Source organism: Treponema bryantii (genome assembly GCF_900113965.1).
Classification (GTDB): Bacteria; Spirochaetota; Spirochaetia; order Treponematales; family Treponemataceae; genus Treponema_D; species Treponema_D bryantii_A.
On sequence record NZ_FORI01000002.1, the window covers coordinates 384,669 to 402,966 of the forward strand.

The 18,298-nt window shown below is 41.4% G+C and carries 17 protein-coding genes, 1 tRNA gene and 1 pseudogene; 12 read left to right on the forward strand and 7 right to left on the reverse strand.

Features of this window, described 5'->3' with window-relative positions:
- Nucleotides 1–84: 84 nt before the first annotated feature.
- The 8 genes and pseudogenes from BM161_RS04420 to BM161_RS14540 all read left to right on the forward strand — a co-directional run.
- Nucleotides 85–1,311 carry a flagellar brake protein gene (locus BM161_RS04420; protein WP_074930727.1) on the forward strand — a complete coding sequence of 409 codons (1,227 nt, stop codon included), beginning with the start codon at nucleotides 85–87 and terminating at the stop codon, nucleotides 1,309–1,311.
- 31 nt (nucleotides 1,312–1,342) lie between these two features.
- Nucleotides 1,343–2,518, forward strand: coding sequence for a hypothetical protein (locus tag BM161_RS04425; protein ID WP_143090497.1), 1,176 nt, complete (start codon nucleotides 1,343–1,345; stop codon nucleotides 2,516–2,518).
- The gene (locus tag BM161_RS04430; RefSeq protein ID WP_074930729.1) at nucleotides 2,509–3,801 is read left to right on the forward strand and encodes a ComEC/Rec2 family competence protein; all 1,293 of its coding nucleotides are present in this window, start codon (nucleotides 2,509–2,511) and stop codon (nucleotides 3,799–3,801) included. Before BM161_RS04425 ends, BM161_RS04430 begins: the two co-directional genes overlap by 10 nt.
- Nucleotides 3,798–4,658, forward strand: coding sequence for a 16S rRNA (adenine(1518)-N(6)/adenine(1519)-N(6))-dimethyltransferase RsmA (gene rsmA, locus BM161_RS04435; RefSeq protein ID WP_074930730.1), 861 nt, complete (start codon nucleotides 3,798–3,800; stop codon nucleotides 4,656–4,658). The genes BM161_RS04430 and rsmA overlap by 4 nt, the downstream gene beginning before the upstream one ends.
- Complete coding sequence (locus BM161_RS04440) at nucleotides 4,655–5,374, forward strand: YggS family pyridoxal phosphate-dependent enzyme (RefSeq protein ID WP_083425669.1); 720 nt, start codon at nucleotides 4,655–4,657, stop codon at nucleotides 5,372–5,374. The genes rsmA and BM161_RS04440 overlap by 4 nt, the downstream gene beginning before the upstream one ends.
- Complete coding sequence (locus BM161_RS04445; RefSeq protein WP_074930732.1) at nucleotides 5,374–5,892, forward strand: hypothetical protein; 519 nt, start codon at nucleotides 5,374–5,376, stop codon at nucleotides 5,890–5,892. Before BM161_RS04440 ends, BM161_RS04445 begins: the two co-directional genes overlap by 1 nt.
- Complete coding sequence (locus BM161_RS04450) at nucleotides 5,892–6,857, forward strand: RluA family pseudouridine synthase (RefSeq protein ID WP_074930734.1); 966 nt, start codon at nucleotides 5,892–5,894, stop codon at nucleotides 6,855–6,857. Before BM161_RS04445 ends, BM161_RS04450 begins: the two co-directional genes overlap by 1 nt.
- A pseudogene (locus tag BM161_RS14540) lies at nucleotides 6,857–7,420 on the forward strand (pseudouridine synthase); the annotation flags it as partial. The gene BM161_RS04450 and the pseudogene BM161_RS14540, both read left to right, overlap by 1 nt.
- 108 nt (nucleotides 7,421–7,528) lie before the next feature.
- On the opposite strand, the gene BM161_RS04460 reads toward BM161_RS14540, so the two are convergent.
- From BM161_RS04460 to BM161_RS04475, 4 genes are all read right to left on the reverse strand, one after another.
- A tRNA-Leu gene (locus tag BM161_RS04460) sits at nucleotides 7,529–7,612 on the reverse strand.
- Between the two features lie 46 nt (nucleotides 7,613–7,658).
- On the reverse strand, nucleotides 7,659–8,078 hold the full coding sequence (locus BM161_RS04465; protein ID WP_074930737.1) for a double zinc ribbon domain-containing protein: 420 nt from the start codon (nucleotides 8,076–8,078) through the stop codon (nucleotides 7,659–7,661).
- A complete protein-coding gene (locus BM161_RS04470) occupies nucleotides 8,062–8,634 on the reverse strand; it encodes a response regulator (RefSeq protein ID WP_074930738.1) in 573 nt (190 codons plus the stop codon). Before BM161_RS04470 ends, BM161_RS04465 begins: the two co-directional genes overlap by 17 nt.
- Nucleotides 8,634–9,614, reverse strand: coding sequence for a hypothetical protein (locus tag BM161_RS04475; protein ID WP_074930740.1), 981 nt, complete (start codon nucleotides 9,612–9,614; stop codon nucleotides 8,634–8,636). The genes BM161_RS04470 and BM161_RS04475 overlap by 1 nt, the downstream gene beginning before the upstream one ends.
- 56 nt (nucleotides 9,615–9,670) lie before the next feature.
- Here BM161_RS04475 and mfd point away from each other — a divergent pair, with 56 nt between their 5' ends.
- Entirely contained in the window at nucleotides 9,671–13,309 is a 3,639-nt protein-coding gene (gene mfd, locus BM161_RS04480; RefSeq protein WP_074930742.1) for a transcription-repair coupling factor, read from the forward strand.
- A 6-nt stretch (nucleotides 13,310–13,315) separates the two neighbouring features.
- Here the strand turns inward: mfd and BM161_RS04485 are convergent, their stop codons facing one another.
- Nucleotides 13,316–14,572 carry a Y-family DNA polymerase gene (locus BM161_RS04485; protein ID WP_074930744.1) on the reverse strand — a complete coding sequence of 419 codons (1,257 nt, stop codon included), beginning with the start codon at nucleotides 14,570–14,572 and terminating at the stop codon, nucleotides 13,316–13,318.
- Nucleotides 14,569–14,886 (reverse strand): S24 family peptidase, encoded by a 318-nt coding sequence (locus tag BM161_RS04490; RefSeq protein WP_074930746.1) that lies wholly within the window; start codon nucleotides 14,884–14,886, stop codon nucleotides 14,569–14,571. Before BM161_RS04490 ends, BM161_RS04485 begins: the two co-directional genes overlap by 4 nt.
- A gap of 94 nt (nucleotides 14,887–14,980) precedes the next feature.
- On the opposite strand from BM161_RS04490, the gene BM161_RS04495 reads away from it, so the two are divergent.
- The 3 genes from BM161_RS04495 to BM161_RS04505 are packed head-to-tail and all read left to right on the forward strand — an operon-like array spanning nucleotide 14,981 to nucleotide 16,717.
- On the forward strand, nucleotides 14,981–15,601 hold the full coding sequence (locus BM161_RS04495) for a LexA family transcriptional regulator (RefSeq protein WP_074930748.1): 621 nt from the start codon (nucleotides 14,981–14,983) through the stop codon (nucleotides 15,599–15,601).
- Between the two features lie 3 nt (nucleotides 15,602–15,604).
- A complete protein-coding gene (locus BM161_RS04500) occupies nucleotides 15,605–16,462 on the forward strand; it encodes a patatin-like phospholipase family protein (RefSeq protein WP_074930750.1) in 858 nt (285 codons plus the stop codon).
- A gap of 42 nt (nucleotides 16,463–16,504) precedes the next feature.
- On the forward strand, nucleotides 16,505–16,717 hold the full coding sequence (locus BM161_RS04505) for a SlyX family protein (protein ID WP_074930753.1): 213 nt from the start codon (nucleotides 16,505–16,507) through the stop codon (nucleotides 16,715–16,717).
- A gap of 7 nt (nucleotides 16,718–16,724) precedes the next feature.
- Here BM161_RS04505 and aat read toward each other — a convergent pair whose 3' ends face one another.
- Nucleotides 16,725–18,275, reverse strand: a complete 1,551-nt coding sequence (gene aat, locus BM161_RS14175) for a leucyl/phenylalanyl-tRNA--protein transferase (RefSeq protein WP_083425670.1) — start codon at nucleotides 18,273–18,275, stop codon at nucleotides 16,725–16,727.
- Nucleotides 18,276–18,298 lie beyond the last annotated feature (23 nt).

The window sequence follows — 18,298 nt, forward strand, 5'->3', positions numbered from 1 at the left end:
CAAAAAAACTGCTATATCCGATAATAAAGTATGCTTTTTCATGCTAATGTGATATAATTGTATTATAATAAAAAAGAGGGAATTGTGTACACTGTAACATTTATAATTATTTTAATAGTTATTCTTGCAATAATGGGTGCAGTATATACGGCATTCAAACAAAGAATAAATTTTTTTATCACAGGCCTCGATGCAGGCTTTGCATTTACAGAAATTGCAATGCTCTGGAATGCAGCAGAATTATGTAATCTCGAACAGCCAACCGCTCTCTTTTATTCACTTCCAGCACTCACAAGCTGCATGACTCAAATCTCAAATGTTACAAGTTCAGACAACAATCCTAAAAATCAGCTTTTAATGACAAAGCTTTTTAACTACAGAACAAAAATCCAGAACGAAGCAGATGACAAAAAAGGAATGACAACAACTCATTCCCTCGATAAAGGACAGACCCTCAGAATTATTTTACCGGGAAAAGGTGTATTTACCTCTGAAATTGTTGGTAACGGAAACTTTCTTGTAATCAATGTTCCACGTCAGAAAAATCTTATTCCGTATACAGGAGAAGACTGGGTTGGTAAAGTAATCAGCGTTTACCTTTGGAGAAAGGGAGATGCCCGTTATGTTTTTGATACAACAGTAACTCAGAGTGGACTCTTTCTTGGAAAATCTTCATTGTTCCTTAAGCATTCGTCTAACCTTGTGCGCACACAGAAAAGAAAGGCTGTTCGCGTAAAGTGTCAGATTTACGGAATGCTTTATATTATCAAAAAAGATAAGGTTGATATCAATGCAATTGAAACCCAGAACGGTTTCCGTTGTTTAATAGAGGACATCTCTGAAGCCGGAGCACTCATCAGAATTGGTGGTAAAGGTGTTCAGAATGTTAAAATCAAACTCCAGTTCAATGTGCATAATAAACTGATTCTTATGGTTGGAGTTGTACGTACAGTTGAATTCAATGAAGAGCAGAATCAATCTCTTCTTCATTTTGAATGTACTCATATTGAAACTTCAATGCGCAATGAAGTACTCAAGTTCGTTTACAACATGATGCCAGAAAACGAGAAGGAAGTTCTTGAAGCGCTTGAACAGACAGAGGATGATGAAAAGGCCGAGCAGATTACATCACAGGAAGAAACTCAGTCAGAGGATACACCAAAGGTAGACTCTGCAATAGCAGAAGAAGTTGAAGCAGCTGCAAATCAGGTTAAGGAAGAAAATACTGCAGCCGCTGGTTCTGTGGATGCTTCTCCTGCAAAATCTGGAGATGACATTCCTAATCAGGCTGATGAAATCAATGTTTTTTAGTTTAGAGGATAACAGGATGAAAGCTATCAGAATGAAAAAATCATTAATTGTTTTTATATTAACAATTTTTGCCGTTGCGTCGGCAGCTGCGCAGACAAGCAAGATTAAGTTTATTAAGGGAAATATCGCTGATAAAACTTCTGCAGTTCGCGAAGCCGAAGCAGGGGAAGCAGAATGGATTTCTGATCAGGCAGTTGCTTTCTGTCTTGAAAACAAACAGCTTCTTGGAAACGACAGAGAGCTTGATGGTCTTGCTGTAGCTGCAATTCTTTCATATTCTCCAGACACAGTAAAAAGATACAGCGATTCACAGAAGCAGAAACTTACAGATAATTTTATTTCTCTTTTTACAGAGTTCAATAAAAGCAGTACAGTTCAGATTGCAGTAATCTCAAGAATTACAGCTCTTAAAGACAGCGTTGCTACAGCTTCTTTTACAGCACTCTTTAACAGTTATCTTAAAACAACTGATGTAAAATCTGCAGACAGCGGAGTTTTCAAAGCTTGTATTGCAGCTCTTGAATCAATTGGAAATGAAGAATCGTTTAAGATTCTTTACGGCTTCTTAAATGATTCTGCTTATTCAGGCTACAAAAAAGAAATTGAAAAAACAACAATTGCACTTATTCCAAATGCAATGGATGAAGTTATCGGTCTGATTAAGGGTGCTGATTTTAAGAAGATTGTTTCGATTTTTGATTTAGTTCAGAAAAATACACAAATTTCCAAAAAAAATCTCTGTGAGATTTCCGAAAATGTGTTAAGTGAGTCTATATTATTAGTAGACAATTCTTCGGGAACTTCACAGGACAATATTAAGGTTCAGCTTTCTGCCTTGAATATTCTCAGTGAAAATTACTGGACTCGTGCTTCTAATGTTGCACTTTCATATTTTGATCTTTCAAAGAAATTGTACGAGAAAAAGAATATGAATGAAGAGCAGTTAAAGACTGTAATTACTTCGCTCAGAAATCTTGCGCCTCTTGATGCTGTTGCTCCGCTTATCAGTTATCTTGAAGAATTGAATGCCCGCACAGAAAATGGAAGTCCTGTATCTTCCGAAATTGCGCTGGCAGTAATCAATACTTTAGGTGCTATAGGCAACAAAGATGCGTTCGACTCACTGCTTGCTGTGACTTATCTTAATTATGAGGAATCGGTTCTGACTGCTGCCAGAGAAGCACTGTCAGGACTCAGATGGCAATAGACAGTTCACTAAACTATTTTAAGAAACCTGTATTCCTTGCATCACTAATCTGCATTTTTATTTTCTATTCAGGGCTGTTCTGTATTCCAGACAGAACGGCCGTACGTTCTCTTTTAAAAACTAATGAGATTACTGAGATTTCAGGAAAACTCATATCGTCACCTTCTAAAATCGGAAACGGCTCATATTACTCTGCAACGTTCTCGCTGGACTCTGCCGCAGACGCCCGCGGTTTTTCTTCAAGCGCCACAGGAAGGCTTAAGGTAATGATTCCCTCCGAACTTGCCGAGGCTTACTCTCCGGGAAAACTTTTCTCTCAAAGCCACTACAAGCGGACAGGTCACGGAGATACAACACAGACTCTATTATTTGAAACAGGCGGTCATTATACCTTCCGCGGCCGGCTCACAAATAATATCTTCTACATCCACAAATGCGCCGCCTCATACTGGCCCTCGTCGTGGCGGGGCCGCCTCAGCCATTTCCGCGCCCTCTGCCGCCTTCACTTCAAAAGGCTAATGTACAGCTGGGGCAGTGGAGGCGGCCTCCTCCTGGCGCTCCTCTGCGGGGCCCGCGAATACACCGAAGCCGCCACCTCAGAAGCTTTCCGCCGCGCCGGCCTATCCCACATATTAGCTCTTTCGGGAATGCACCTTTCAATGTTCTCTGCCATTGCACTGTTTTTTGGAAGCCGAACAGGTGTTCGTAAGCTTACCTTCATTCTTCGCATTACAGCGCTATTCGGCTTTGTGTGGTTTGCAGGCTTTTCGCCGTCTTTGGTACGTGCTTTTATTTGTGCACTGCTTACAATTGCGGCCACCATTGCCGGAGCACAAAAACCAGATATGCTTTCAATTTTGTGTTTTTCTTTTTTATTGCAGAGTGCACTGTGTCCTCAAGATATTCATAACGCAGCTTTTATTTTGTCGTATGGAGCGCTTGCAGGCATCCTTTTTACAAGCAGCTTTTTCAACCGTTTTTATTCAAAACTCACTCCGCGTACTGTTGCAGGCTCTTTGTCTGCAGCCACCGGTGCTCAAACTTTTACTGCTCCAATTTCGCTTAAACAGTTCGGCTCCTTCAGCCCAATAGGAATTATTTCAGCCACCGTAGTTTCTCCGTTTGTAACAGTTTTTATTTACAGCGGTCTTCTCCTTATCATCCTTAGCCTTATCTTTCCAATCCTTTCTAAACCTAGTGGAATTTTTATCAATTTGCAGTATACTGTCATTAAATATATTGTGAATATTTTTTCACTCGTACCAAACTGGAGTATACCTTGAAGCATCCTGATTACAATTCACCTGCCGAACTAAAACAGGTTCTCGACATAAACGGTTTTTCAATGCAGAAAAAATTCGGACAGAATTTTCTTATTAACGAAGATGCAAGAAACCGCCTTGTAGATGCCCTTGAACTCACAGAGGGAATGAAGGTATGGGAAGTAGGCCCTGGCCTAGGAGCGATGACAAATACAATTCTTGAACGCGGAGCCAATCTTACAGTTTTTGAAATTGACCGTGGCTTTGCTTCTCTCATCAGTCAGTTTTTTGAAGAATACTCAGCAAAAGGAACTTTCCATCTTACAGAAGGCGATGTAATGAAAACCTGGAAAGGGCAGTTTGAAAAAGACGGCCAGCCAGACCGCTTCTTTGGAAATCTTCCTTACAATATTGCCGCTACAATTATTGCAGATACAATCGAAAACAACGTTCGCTTTGACCGCTGTGTATTTACAGTTCAAAAGGAAGTTGCTCAGCGAATGAGTGCTAATCCTGGAACTGCAGATTATTCTTCTTTCTCAGCACTCTGTCAGTGGGCTTATGATGTAAAGCCTCTTCTGGATTTAGCCGGCGGAAACTTCTGGCCAAAGCCAAATGTAGAATCTCGTGCTGTAGTATTTACTAAAAAATCTGATTTCCCTTGCTGTAAAAATCCTGCATTGTTTGTAAAAATGCAGAGAGCACTTTTCAGCTCACGCCGTAAAACAGTACGCAATAATCTTTCTCAGTTCTTAAAGAACAACGACCTTGCAGTAAGCTGTCTTGAAAAGGCCGGCATTGATATTATGAAACGAGCAGAAGTCCTGACTCTTCCAGAGCTTCTCAAACTTTCTGATGTTATTGAAGGTGAAAAATGAACACAAACCAGAGCATAAAAGAAAACCTCGAAGCAATCAGAAGCAGAATTGAAACTGCTGAAAAGAAATCCGGACGTACACCCGGCTCAGTTAAACTAATGGCCGTTAGTAAGTTTCATCCGGCTCAGGCTGTTGTAGAAGCCTTTGATGCAGGCCAGCTTTTATTCGGTGAAAACCGTGTGCAGGAAGCTTCAGAAAAATTTCCGCCGCTTATTGAACAGCATCCTGAACTCTGTGTACATATGATTGGCCAGCTTCAGTCTAACAAGGTAAAAAAGGCTGTTGAGTTTGCTTCATGCATTCAGTCTGTAGACCGTTTAGACCTTCTTAAAGAAATTGAAAAACAGTGTGCAAAACTCAACCGCACAATCGATATTCTTTTTGAAATCCACACCGGAGAAGAATCTAAATCCGGTTATACAAATGAAAAAGATCTTGAAGAATCTATTGAAGCATGTATCAAGGGAAACTTTCCGCACATAGTTCCAAAGGGCTTTATGACAATGGCACCTTTTACAGATGATGAAGTGCTTGTTAGAAAATCTTTTATTTCGCTTCGTGAACTTTCAATCAAACTTCAGGACAAATACAAAGAACTCTCACTCACAGAACTTTCAATGGGAATGTCCGGTGATTTTGAAATGGCAATAGAAGAGGGCTCAACACTCGTTAGAGTTGGAACTGCAATCTTTGGAGAAAGGGATTATTCAAAATAATGAAAAAACGCTTTGCTGCTAAAATCCTGATTCTCGCTCTTCTTTTTAATTCTGCACTTCCACTGTTTGCAGCAGAAGATACTACGCCAAAGCCTTATGACGACAAGGAGTTTCCTCAGACTCTCAAGGATATCCGCCGTTTTGAAATCATTACAATCGGCGCGCTTCCTTTTGTAACTCTCGATACTTCTCTTGCTTATTCAACTTACAGATATGCCAGAAACGATTTTGATTCTGCCTATAAGCCCGATATCTTTTCTGCTTCATCCTACACACAGGAAGAACAGAAAGGAATAATCCTAACTTCAGTTGGAATCTGCGTTGGCATTGGTCTTACAGATTTAGTTGTTCAGATAATCAAACGCTCTTCTAAAAAACGCAAGGTTCAGGTTAATTATGATGATATTGCGGTAATTCCAATTTCAGAAGATGAAGATGCGTCAGTGATTCCGCTACCGGGCCAAGGTGAAGATTCTGCTGAAGGCAGTGATTCCGAGATTCAGGAGATTACAGAATAATGCCGTTTTTCAGTGCAAAGGTTCCTCAGGATTTTCCTGAACAGCAGCGCCTCGATAAATTCATTGCTTCTCTTCCAAACGGAATGAACCGTTCAAAGCTTAAAAGCGGTGTAACTGAAATTCTTGTAAACGGCAAAAAAGTAAAACTCTCTCAGAAAGTAAAAGCCGGAGATCAGATAGACATTCAGTGGGAAGACAACATTCCAGACAACATTGATCCTGAAAATATTCCGCTTGAAATCCTTTATGAGGATGATAACGTTACGGTTGTAAATAAGGCACAGGGAATGGTAACACATCCGGCCTGCGGAAACTGGACAGGAACACTTGTAAATGCTCTTTTGTATCACTGGGGGCGCCAGTCTGTAGAACAGCTCAAAGAGGGAAGTGCCTCAGAAATTCTTGAACGCCGCCGCCCGGGCATTGTTCACCGTCTTGATAAAGAAACTTCTGGAATCATCATCACTGCAAAGAACCGCGACAGCGAAGAGTTTTTGCAGAAACAGTTTAAAGATAAATCTCTTCAGAAAGAATACATCTGCATCTGTTGTGGAAGACCGCCGGCACGCGACGGAGACATACGCACACAGATTATCCGCGATCCGAAAAACCGTCACCGCTTTAAGGCAGTTACAGACACAGAGGAAGGCAAGTTTGCACGCACTTTGTACCACTGCATTGCCTGCTACGGAAATTACTCCCTGATTCGTGTACGACTTAAGACTGGCCGTACACATCAGATTCGCGTACATATGAAACACCTTGGCTGCCCGATTCTTGGAGACAGCATATACAACAAGCCTGACTCAAAATTTCCTAATGCAACTCTTATGCTTCATTCTGTCCAGTTAAAAATAAAATTACCAGGCGAAGGTGATTATAAAATTTTCCGAACTCCAACGCCTTCACGTTTTATCGAAATCGAAAAGAAACTCAAAAAGATGTTTCCTAAGGTAATTTTATAATGATTGAAATTATAAAAGAACCAACAGAAGATAAACCTTTCCTCGTAATCTATAAGCCAAAAGGTCTGCCGTCTGCACCTCTTACCGCCGAAGATTCTGAGAACGCGCTGTCACAGGCCGTTGCCATGTTTCCGGAAATTAAAACAGTTTGCGGCAAAAAGCCAATTGAGTACGGGCTGCTGCACCGCCTCGACACGGCAACTGATGGACTGATGGTTATTGCGGCTACTCAGGAATGTTATGATTTCATCATGACAGAACAGGCAGAAGGCCGTTTTATAAAAACATACACTGCAGAATGTAATATTCTTCCAGACAACGCAAAACTCCTCGGAGGCTTCCCGGCAGACATTCCAGTTCTTCCGGAAGTAAGTTCATATTTCCGTCCATACGGAGAGGGAAGAAAAGAAGTTCGCCCTGTTACCGAAAATTCAGGAAAAGCAGCCCTTTCAAAACTCGGTAAGAAAAAACTTTATACTACAAAAATCGAAATACAAAAGCTCTCAGATACCCGTGCCATTGCAACTTGCGAAATTACAGAAGGTTACCGCCATCAGGTTCGCTGCCATCTAGCCTGGGCAGGCTATCCAGTAATCGGCGACCAGTTATACAATTCAGACAAAAAAAATGCAGAAAACCTTTTGTTTTCTGCAACTAAAATCTCTTTTGAATACCCGAGAGGAGACTTGAACTCCTATGACCGTAAGGACACTTGGACCTGAACCAAGCGCGTCTACCAATTCCGCCACCCGGGCTAAAAATGTTATTTAATATTAATGAAATCGAGGGTCTTAGTCAAGATTACAAACAGCTGTATAATCCGGCCACAAGAACTGCAAGGATCAATAAACAAACAAGATAAACCCACCAAGGGAGACTCGATTCTACATAACCACCGGTTCCAGAGCTTCCGCTTCTTGAGCCTGAAAGACCTAAAAGACCGCGGGCACCGTATCTGTTTTTGCCTTTATTGTTTCGGCCGTTCACGCCGGCAATTCCGTAGCTTCCGTGGCCGAGTTCTGTATCTGGATTTACTGCATAACCGCAGGTTGGACAGCCGTTCTTAAAATCTTCATTTGTTCCGATTCTTCCGCACTGAGGACATCTTACAGACGCGAAGAACTTGCCGCAGGTAGGGCAGGTTTTGGAATTACGAGGTACTTCTGAGCCGCAGCTCTCACAGAAAAATTTTGCTTCTTTTGACTTAGATCTTTTTTTCATAATAATCTTTTATAATAAGGTAGGCATTATGTTCATCTACCTTGCTGAAATCTGCTGAAAATGCTGACACATTTTTTCCATCAAACATACTCACATATTTCATCAAACCATTTTTAAAATCATTATCTTCGAAATTAAACTGAACACAGTTTTTGTCTGCATCAAATTTTGCATTGAACAGTTTAATTTTTCCATCCTGATTATTAATAGCAAGCTGAACATCAACAGGCTCAGGAGCATTAAAAGAATCTTCAAAAGAAAGAATCCCCAAATCAGTAGCCTTCTTTGAATCTTCCTGTGAAAGAGGTTCAGTATCATAAAGATACATTTTTACATCATTGCCACCGATTCCGCTCTGTACAAAGCCTGCAAGAGTTTTCCAGTGGCGAGGGTATTCAATTGAACTGAGGACAATTACATCAGGCTGAATTTCTTCGATATTATCCAAAGCTTTGATAATCCATCTGTAATGAATTAAATCAAAGCCTTTTTGTTTAAGCAGAGGAGCTACAAAATCTATTATTTCTTTTCTGTCTGATATAAGGAGTGCTTTCATTATTCTGTTCCAAGATTTACAACTGTGTAATCATAAATCTTCCAGATTCCTTCATGCTGTCTTACTTTATAAGTATAGCGTTTCTTTTCGCTGAAGTTTGGATACTTAAACCATTCAATTACAGTAACGCTTCCTTCAGTTGGAGAATAAGTTGTCTTTTCAATCTGGAAACTTTCTGGCACTGCAACGATATCATTTTCAATGCGAGCCTGCATCAAATCTCCCTTGAAAGACTGAAGCATTCTTGAACGTTCTTCTGCAGAAACTGTGATGTACTTTTTCTTAAGGCTTGGATTTCTCTGAATCAAAGATTCAACATCCATATACAGGAAGTACTGATCCCAAAGTGATTTCTGACGTGCAATAATTGTCTGCTCAACAACCTTGTCTGGAGAAATATCCATTGGCTTAAGAAGTTCTACTGTTTCATTCTTTACTGCTACAAAGTTTGAAGAAGCTGCAGATGGAGAAGGGCGAACTTCAAGAGTAAGTCTGTTAGATTTAAGAGTAAGATATTTTGATTTGTAAAGTTCCGGATAGAAGAAGAGTTCAAGATAATAAACTGAAGGTTCTTCAACTTTTATAAAGCTCTTTACATTTTCAACGAAAGAATATTCTTCACCCTGTTCAAGAGCAATTTCACGGAAGTATACAGTCTGATTTGTTGTACGCTTTTCAATGATATTATCTGTCTGTTCAAGACGGCTATTTTTTACAGTGTAAGCGTTGAAGTCCATGCTGAACGAACGGTCGTCAGCCAGCTTAAAACGAAGGGTATCAGATCCATTGTTCTTGATTGTGATGTGAACAAAAATCGGAGCCTCATCTTCATTGCCAGGATAGTAGACAGTACGGTTGTAATATTTGATGGACACAGAAGCATTAGAATAGTCTGGCACGGCAGCATCATCAGCAAAAATTGCCATCTGTCCAAAAACAAAAAGAACTGATATAATTGAAAGCAGTTTACGGATTTTCAACGTATTTCTCCATTTAAAAGATTTTTTCTTTTACTATATTATAATCGGAATAAATAATGAAATCATTAACTTCTATAGACGAAATATTGCATAATCAGGCTGAAATACGCAGCACAGCCCAGGCATTTTTTGATGAAAACACAGCTTTTCCACTGAATATTGAAGGGCTTCACGGAAGCCTTTTTAGTCTCTTTACAGCAGAAGTATGCCGCTCAAATCACGTAAAAGCAGTACAGGCAGCGCAGTATTCCGCTTCAAGCAAAAGCTCTCCATCATACAAAGTTTTCTCTGCTGACCTAATTATTGTTGTTCCTACGGAAGCTGATGCCCGTGACATTGCAGGTGATTTTGCCGCTGTTTATGATGAAGCAGAAGTTCATATTTTTCCGGACTGGGGAACTGTTCCTTACAGACCTGCTGCCCGCGGTTCTGTAACCTTTGGTAAACGTGCCGGAGTTCTTTCTAAACTGCTTTCTAAAAAGTCGTCCGTGCAGTTCCACGAAACTCCACGCATCTTCATTTTTACCCAGCGTGCCTTTATGTCGCCGCTGCCTTCTCCAGAATATCTTAAAACTCTTTCCTTTAAGCTCAACAAGGGTGATAAACTCGATACCACAAACATTGCTCAAAAGCTTGCCGCTATGGGCTATACCCGTGTTCCTAAGGTAAATGTTCGCGGTGAGTTCAGTCTTCGCGGTGAAGTTCTGGATATTTTCCTTCCGTGCGATGAACATGCCAGCCGTGTAATTTTTGATTTTGATGAAATTGAATCCTTTAAGGAATTTGAAGCAGATACACAGGCTACAGTTGGCTCAAAGAAGGATTTGCTGATTTATCCGACAAAAGAAGTGCTCTGGACACCAGAACTCATTGAAAAAGCCCGACAGCGCATGGAAGAGTATCAGGCAACAGCAATTAAAGAAGATGGGGCGGGAACAGCAGAATTTGCCGCTGGCGGTGTTGGCGGGGGTGCTCCAAGTGATTTTTCCGTACACCTTCCACTCACAGAGAGTGCTCAGGAATATCTTAAAAACCTTCTTACAGGACTTAGCGTAAGTGGAGAAGCCGAGGGAGAAGAGTTCCTTTATCAGCTTGTAAGCGACAAAACTCACACACTTTTAGACTATATTGATGAAAATACCTTTGTGCTTTTCTATAATTATGATAAACAGGAAAACGCACGACTTACAATAAACCGCGAGTATAATAAGCTTTACCGCACATCAAGAGAGGAATATCCTGTTCTACCTCCTGATATGGTGCTTTCTGATTATGGCAAACTGTTAGAAAATATCTCAAAGTGTATACTTTTTAGAACACTACAAAAGGCAGAGGAGACAGAATCTGTCATAAAACATCAGATTTCTGCAGAACCTGCACGAAGCTTCTTTGGAAACATCAACTTTATGAAAGAGGAGCTTACAGAACTGCAGAATGCCGGCTGGAATATCTTCATCTTTACTGATAATGAGAACCAGCAGCTAAGAATTCACGAAATTTTCAAGGATTTTGTTGATATTCAGGACGATGGAGCGATTCATCCGGTAGTTCTTATTCCAAAAGCAATATCTGCAGGTTTCCGTCTTCCGGAAGCAAAACTCCTCGTTATTCAGGAAAATGAAATTTTTGGACGCCGTCAGTACGTTCCAAAGTCTGTAAATAAGGCTAAATCAAAGGCAATTGATACCTTTGTTGAACTTAATCCGGGCGATTATATTGTTCACGTAAACTGGGGAATTGGTCTTTTCCATGGAATTGAACGCGTAAAGGCAATGGGGAACGAGCGCGATTACATCAAACTTGAATATGCCGACAACGAAATTGCCTTTGTTCCGATTGAGCAGGTAAACCTTGTTCAACGCTATATTGGTAATGAAGGCGATAAACCGCGCCTTGACCGTATTGGAAGTAAATCATGGGAAAGCCGAAAGAATAAAGTAAAGCAGGCTGTAGAAGACATTGCACAGAAGCTCATTGATTTGTATTCACGCCGTCAGGCTTCAGTTGGCTTTGCATTCCCTAAGGAAACAGAATGGCAGGCAGCTTTTGAAGCCGCATTCCCTTATGAAGATACACCAGACCAGATTACCGTAACCGAAGAAATCAAAGCTGATATGGAAAAGCCGGTTCCAATGGACCGCCTTGTTTGTGGTGATGTTGGATACGGAAAAACTGAAATTGCCATGCGTGCGGCTTTTAAGGCTGTTATGGGCGGTAAACAGGTTGCCTTCCTTGCACCAACAACAATTCTTGCAGAACAGCATTACGAAACCTGTAAGAACCGTTTTAAGAACTTCCCGGTAAAGATTGAGCGCCTTTCACGCTTTGTTGCACCAGCAGAACAGAAAAAGATTCTCGCAAAGGTTGCTGCAGGCGAAGTTGATATTCTTGTTGGAACTCACAGAATCATTCAGAAGGACGTAAGCTTCAAAAAACTTGGTCTTATGATTATTGATGAAGAGCAGCGCTTCGGTGTAAAGGACAAGGAAAAGCTCAAGGTTATGAAAAATAATATTGACTGTCTTACAATGTCTGCAACGCCAATTCCAAGAACTCTTCATATGAGTCTTTTGAAAATCCGTGATATGAGTCTTTTAACAACACCGCCTCAGAACCGACAGCCGATTGAAACTGTTGTTGACGAGTTTACCGACGACCGCATTACTCAGGCGATCAGACGCGAAATTGAGCGCGGCGGCCAGGTCTTCTATTTACACAACCGTGTTGAATCCTTGCAGGAAATACGCCGTAAGGTAGAAACTCTTGTACCTGAAGTTCTCGTAGATGTAGCTCACGGCCAGATGACAAGCACACAGCTTGAAGAAATCTTCCATCGCTTTAAGATGGGCGGCTTCCACGTGCTCATTGCAACTACAATTATTGAAAACGGAATTGATATTCCAAACGTAAATACAATCATTATTGACCGTGCCGACATGTACGGTGTTTCACAGCTTTACCAGCTGCGCGGCCGTGTTGGACGTAGTGACCGTCAGGCTTACGCATATCTTCTGTACCCGGAAAACAAAGCACTTTCCGAGGTCGCAATGAAACGTTTGCAGGTTATCAGCGACTTTACCGAGCTTGGAAGCGGCTTTAAAATTGCGATGAAAGATATGGAAATCCGCGGGGCCGGAAATCTCTTAGGCCGTGACCAGAGCGGCGACGTATACTCTGTCGGCTTTGATATGTACGTTCGTCTTTTGAACGAAGCCGTAAACCGCCTGGCTCTCCAGAAGGACTACAAGGAACAGACCGAAGTTCTTATGGAAATGGAATACACAGGCTTTATTCCGGACACTTACATTATCAATCCGCAGATCAAAATGGAAATCTACAAGAAGATTGCAGCCGTTACAGACGATGCAGAATTCGACGCAGTACTTGCAGAACTCGCAGACCGTTTCGGCCCGATTCCAGAAGAAGTTTCAAGTCTTCTGGCCCTTGCCGAAATCCGCATTATCTGCCGCAAACTCAGCATAAAATCTATTAAGGAACGACAGGGCGAAGTAGCAGTAGAGTTCCAGCAGGTTTCAAATATCTCAATTGATAAGATTCTCAAACTAATTAAAGACAATCCGAACTCGGTACGTCTTAATCAGAAACTACCGAACGTTCTTTTTATCAAACTTGGAAAAATCGGCTTAAAGGAAAAGTCAGAGTTTATACGTGAGAAGCTCAGTCAGCTGGCGTGATGATCTCTACAGTATCGCTGGCACATTCTCCAGAACTGTCGTAACATTTGGACTCAAAAAATCCCGTTTCATTTCCCAGCCAGTCTTTGTGTAAGATTTGGCCAGGGTGATTGAACGGCGGCCGTACATTGATGTTATATGATCAACCGCATTCATCAGCTTATGTTTTTTGATATCTTCTTTTGGATCTATCCAGAGCAAGCCCTGGTACTGCGCGGGCATAATATCTAACAGTGAAATCATAACAACCTTGTAGCCGTAGCCAGGACGGAAGATATGAGGAAGGGCAAGGCGGATTGCATTTACTATGTCGGGAGTGTAAGAGGTAAGGCGGGGGAGCTCTACAATTACGCCGTTGGAATACTGACTCGCTAAATCATCAGAATAATAATTGCAGGTAGAGATTGTGACCTGCACGGCTTTGCATTCTGAGTTCTGTTGTCTGAGGCGCTCCACGGCAAGCTCTGCATATTCAACGGCAGCACATTCAATTGTTTCCAGATCATACACCTTTATTGAAAACTGACGACTGGAAGTTATGATGTCTTTTTTTTCTCTGGTGATTTTTTCGATGCAGCGGATTCCGTTCAGTTCCTGGACTGTATCAAAGCCCTGACTGGTGAGCAGACGTTTTGCATCACATAAAGGCATGTGCTTTAACATCAGTGCATTGTTGATTCCATGCATTTGAAGCTTCAGGGCCCGCTTATGGCCGATTCCCCAGATAGTTCCGCAATCAGTCTGTTCGAGCAGGGCATCTACCTCGGCAGGATCATAAACAAAAACTCCGCCATGTTCCTTTGCTTTTTTATTGTAGAGTTTGGCCAAGGTTTTAGTAGGTGCTGCACCAACACAGATTGGAATTCCGACTTCCTTAGAAATCCGGTGCTTCAACTCATGGCCGATTTCTTCATAATCCTTTTTGCTCCAGTTGCATTTATCAAAAAAAAGAAAAGACTCATCAATGGAATACTCTTCAATTTCGGGTGCATATTCACGATAGATAGAAGAAATTCGGCGGCTGATATCTGCATAAAGAGTGTAGTTACTGGAAAAGATTGTGATTCCCCTGAGGTCACAAATATCGCGCACCTTGAAGTAGGGATCCCCGCGTTTAATACCACAAGCCTTGGCTTCCTTATTGAGCGCTATAATAATTCCGTCATTATTTGAGAGAACAGCGACAGGCTTACCGCGAAGGTCCGGTCGATAAATCTGTTCACAGGATGCATAAAAAGAATTGCCGTCTGCGTGTAGAATCATATTTCTTTTACCGTGTGAATTACGTGGGTGACTGAACCTGTGATTATGACATCAGTCTGGCCATTGGCTTTGATGTTATAAACTCTTCCTAAAACGAAATGCCCATCGGATTCATAAACAACAAGGCTGTTTGAGTTTATTTTCTTTGCCCGGTCTATGATGAGCAGGTCACCATCGAAAATCCCCATGTTCGTATAATGAGAATTATCCATCCGCATAAAAACTGTTGCCGAAGGATGCTTGATTAAAGCTGCGTTGAGATCAATTGTATTTTGTTCATAGCCCTGTGCCGGGCTTGGAAATCCTGTTACCATACAAAAAACATGATAATGCGCTATTAACAGTTTGTCAATAAAAATAACCAAATAGTTATTTATTTATTTTAAAACTCACAGTATAATAAAGGCCATGGATGCCGAAATCTTTTGGAAAAAAGTGAAGATGCTTCTCTCTGAACGTGGTGTGAACCAAGACTGGCTTTGCGAACAGACTGGAATTATCATTGGAACACTGCGCAATAAAATCTCTCTTGGTCGTTTGCCGACCTTTGATGAAGCTCTGAAAATTGTTGAAGCCTTTGGTATGACAATGGAAGAGTTCAAGGCTTATCCGGATGTACCTGCAAAGGACGTTATCACCATTCCGGTTTATGAGCAGGCGCTTTCTGCAGGCCGTGGCCAGGAGCTTCCGGATACAGCAGAAATTATGGACTGGGTTGCAATTCCTTCTCATCTGAAAAAATACAGTTCAAATATCAGTGCCTCTTATGTTCGTGGAGACTCAATGGAGCCAACTCTTTTTGATGATGATGTGATTATTTATGATCGCTTTGGCTATGATGGTACTGATGGAATCTACGTCATCAACTATAAGGGTGCCGGCTATGTAAAACGACTACAGCGTGGCAGCAATTTTGTTCGAATCATCTCCGACAACAAGAAATACGCTGAAATGACAGAGAGTGCTGAAAGTGAAGATTTCCGCGTAGTAGGGAAAGTTCGCTACGTTGTTCACAAGGTACAGGGGTAAATTATGGAAGCTGGAAAAACAGGTCTTGTAATGGAAGGCGGCGCAATGCGCGGAATGTTTACCGCCGGCGTGCTCGATGTTCTTCTGGAAAACGGCATTGAGTTTGACGGTGCGATCGGAGTTTCTGCCGGTGCTACCTTTGGCTGCAATTATAAATCAAAACAGATTGGGCGAGCCATCAGATATAATAAACGCTTTTGCAAGGACTGGAGATATTGTTCGCTCCGTTCTCTGATTAAGACTGGTGATTTATATGGAGCCGAGTTTTGTTATGACACGCTTCCAAATCAGCTTGATATTTTTGACACTGCAACTTACAGAGCAAATCCACTGAAGTTTTATTGTGTTGCTTCCGACTGTGAAACCGGTAAGCCTGTTTACAAGGAACTTGAAACTTGTGATAAGAATGATTTGACCTGGATGCGCGCTAGTGCCAGTATGCCGCTTGCTTCAAAAGTTGTTGAGGTTGACGGCTACAAGCTTTTAGATGGCGGCATGACAGATTCTATTCCTTTGAAATATTTTGAAGAAATCGGTTATAAAAAGAATCTTGTGATTTTGACACAGCCAAAGAATTTTTCTAAATCACCAAACAAGTTGATTGGCCTGATGAAAATCACCTTGAAAAAATATCCGGCCCTGGTTGAGGCAATGAAGCAAAGACACGTTGTTTATAATCAGGAAAAGGAATACGTGTTCAGCCAGGAAGAGAAGGGTGCCGCCTTTGTTCTCTGCCCGGAGCACGATTTAGGAATCAGCCGAACCGAAAACAATCCTGCTGAATTAGACCGTGTATATAACGAGGGCCGTCTTTTAGCAAAATCAAAGCTGATGGAAATTAAGAGCTTCTTGAAGAAGTAGTTTTGGTAAAGTATTTAGAACAAAAGAGGAGAACAATAGCAAATGGAAAAAGAAACTGATGAACGCCTGACCGCAATTGAAATGAAGCTTGCCTACATGGAAGACTTTGTAAACCAGATCCAGAACGTAGCCGTTGAGCAGGCAAAGACTATTGATAAACTCCAGAAAGAAATGAAACTAATGTCCGACCGAGTCCGCGAAATGTCCAACGCGATGGAAGGGGAGATTCCTAATAGGAAGCCGCCGCATTATTAATAATAATTTAGAGTAAATTTTCAATCTTGCACTTAAGCGGCACTTTGGAATACTTCCCCAGTTTTTCAATGTACTGTTTGCGAGGAATTTCTTTAGCGCCGTAGCGGGCCATGTTTTCGGTGTAAGTCTGACAGTCGATGAGTTTGCCACCGGCTTTCTGGAAGGCTCGGGCAAATAGAACGAAGGCGCTTTTTGAACTGTTTGGTTCAATCGTGAACATTGATTCGCCGCAGAAGACGCTTCCGAGTAAGACTCCGTAAAAACCGCCGACGAGCTTGTCATCTTTCCAGACTTCGATGCTATGGGCGTATCCGGCTTTATGAAACTTCTTGTAGGCTTTGATCATCTTTGGGCCAATCCAAGTGCCATTCTGGTCCGGGCGTTTTTGTTTTGCACAGTTTTTTATAACATCACAAAATGCCTTGTCGATTGTGTAAGTGTAGGGGTTGTGCTTCAAAAACTTTTCAATCGATTTTGAAACGTGAAGTTTGGCTGGTGAAATCACAAAACGTTTCTTTGGAGACTGCCAGATTACCGGCTCTCCCTGGTCTTCATTGAACCATGGAAATACTCCCTGATTATAAGCTGAATAAAGCAGACGCAGAGGAATATTTTCTGTAATAAGAGAAATCTCATCGTAACCATAAAGCAGGCCTGGCTCAGGGAACGTAAAGACATCTGAAGTATCAATCTTTGTCGAGCGTGATTTTTCATTTTCAATCCGCAGATAGTTTTCCAGAACCTGAGGACATTGTTCGAGGCCGGTACTGTCTGTCCATAATCCATTAAGCAAAAGCTGATATGGTTTATAGTTTGTCTTGTAATTCATTTTCCGGCAGTGAGGCAGATAAAGTCCGAGATAATAATATGGGAAATGATTTTCAACACAGAAGCCAATCTCAAAAAGAACGCTGTAAACTCCAATGCTTCTTTTGAGTACTTCCTTGCTGATATCATAATAAAAATAGTTCGAAGAAATACCGGTGACAAATCCGCCTTCATCAAAAACGTAATCAATAATGCTTACTCCAATCAGCTGGCCCTGAACCTTATAATCAAGATTGATAATTCCGCTGTAGCCGCTATTCATTTTTTTGAGATCGTCTTTAGCTTTCTGGAGTGTAAGTCGGTTGAAACCAGGGGTGCCCTCATTGTGATGATTATAGTAGTTGCGATACATAAGGGCTTTTTCGTCAGTGCAAAAATCATCAGGATTTGTAATGATTGTGACTTCTACACCCTGATTTATACGAAGGATTTTTCTCTGGCTTTTTGAAGGAGTAAAGTCTTTTGCATGGATTCGTATTGGAATGCATTCACGGCAGTTCTGACATTTAGTGTGATAAACGAGCGAATGATAACGGCGGAAGCCCTGTCGGAGAAGCCTTTCATAAAGAATGCAGTCCAGCTTTTCAACCGGAAGATTTGACCCCATCCAGTTAAAAGAGGTTAAGACATTTGTACATTCACGGTCTGAAAAATAACCGCAATCTGCCTTATCTTCTCCAAACGGGACTCTTCGAAAAATTTCTGCAATGTTGATTTCTGCTTCAGCCATGATGAGAATTATTGCAGTTTAAT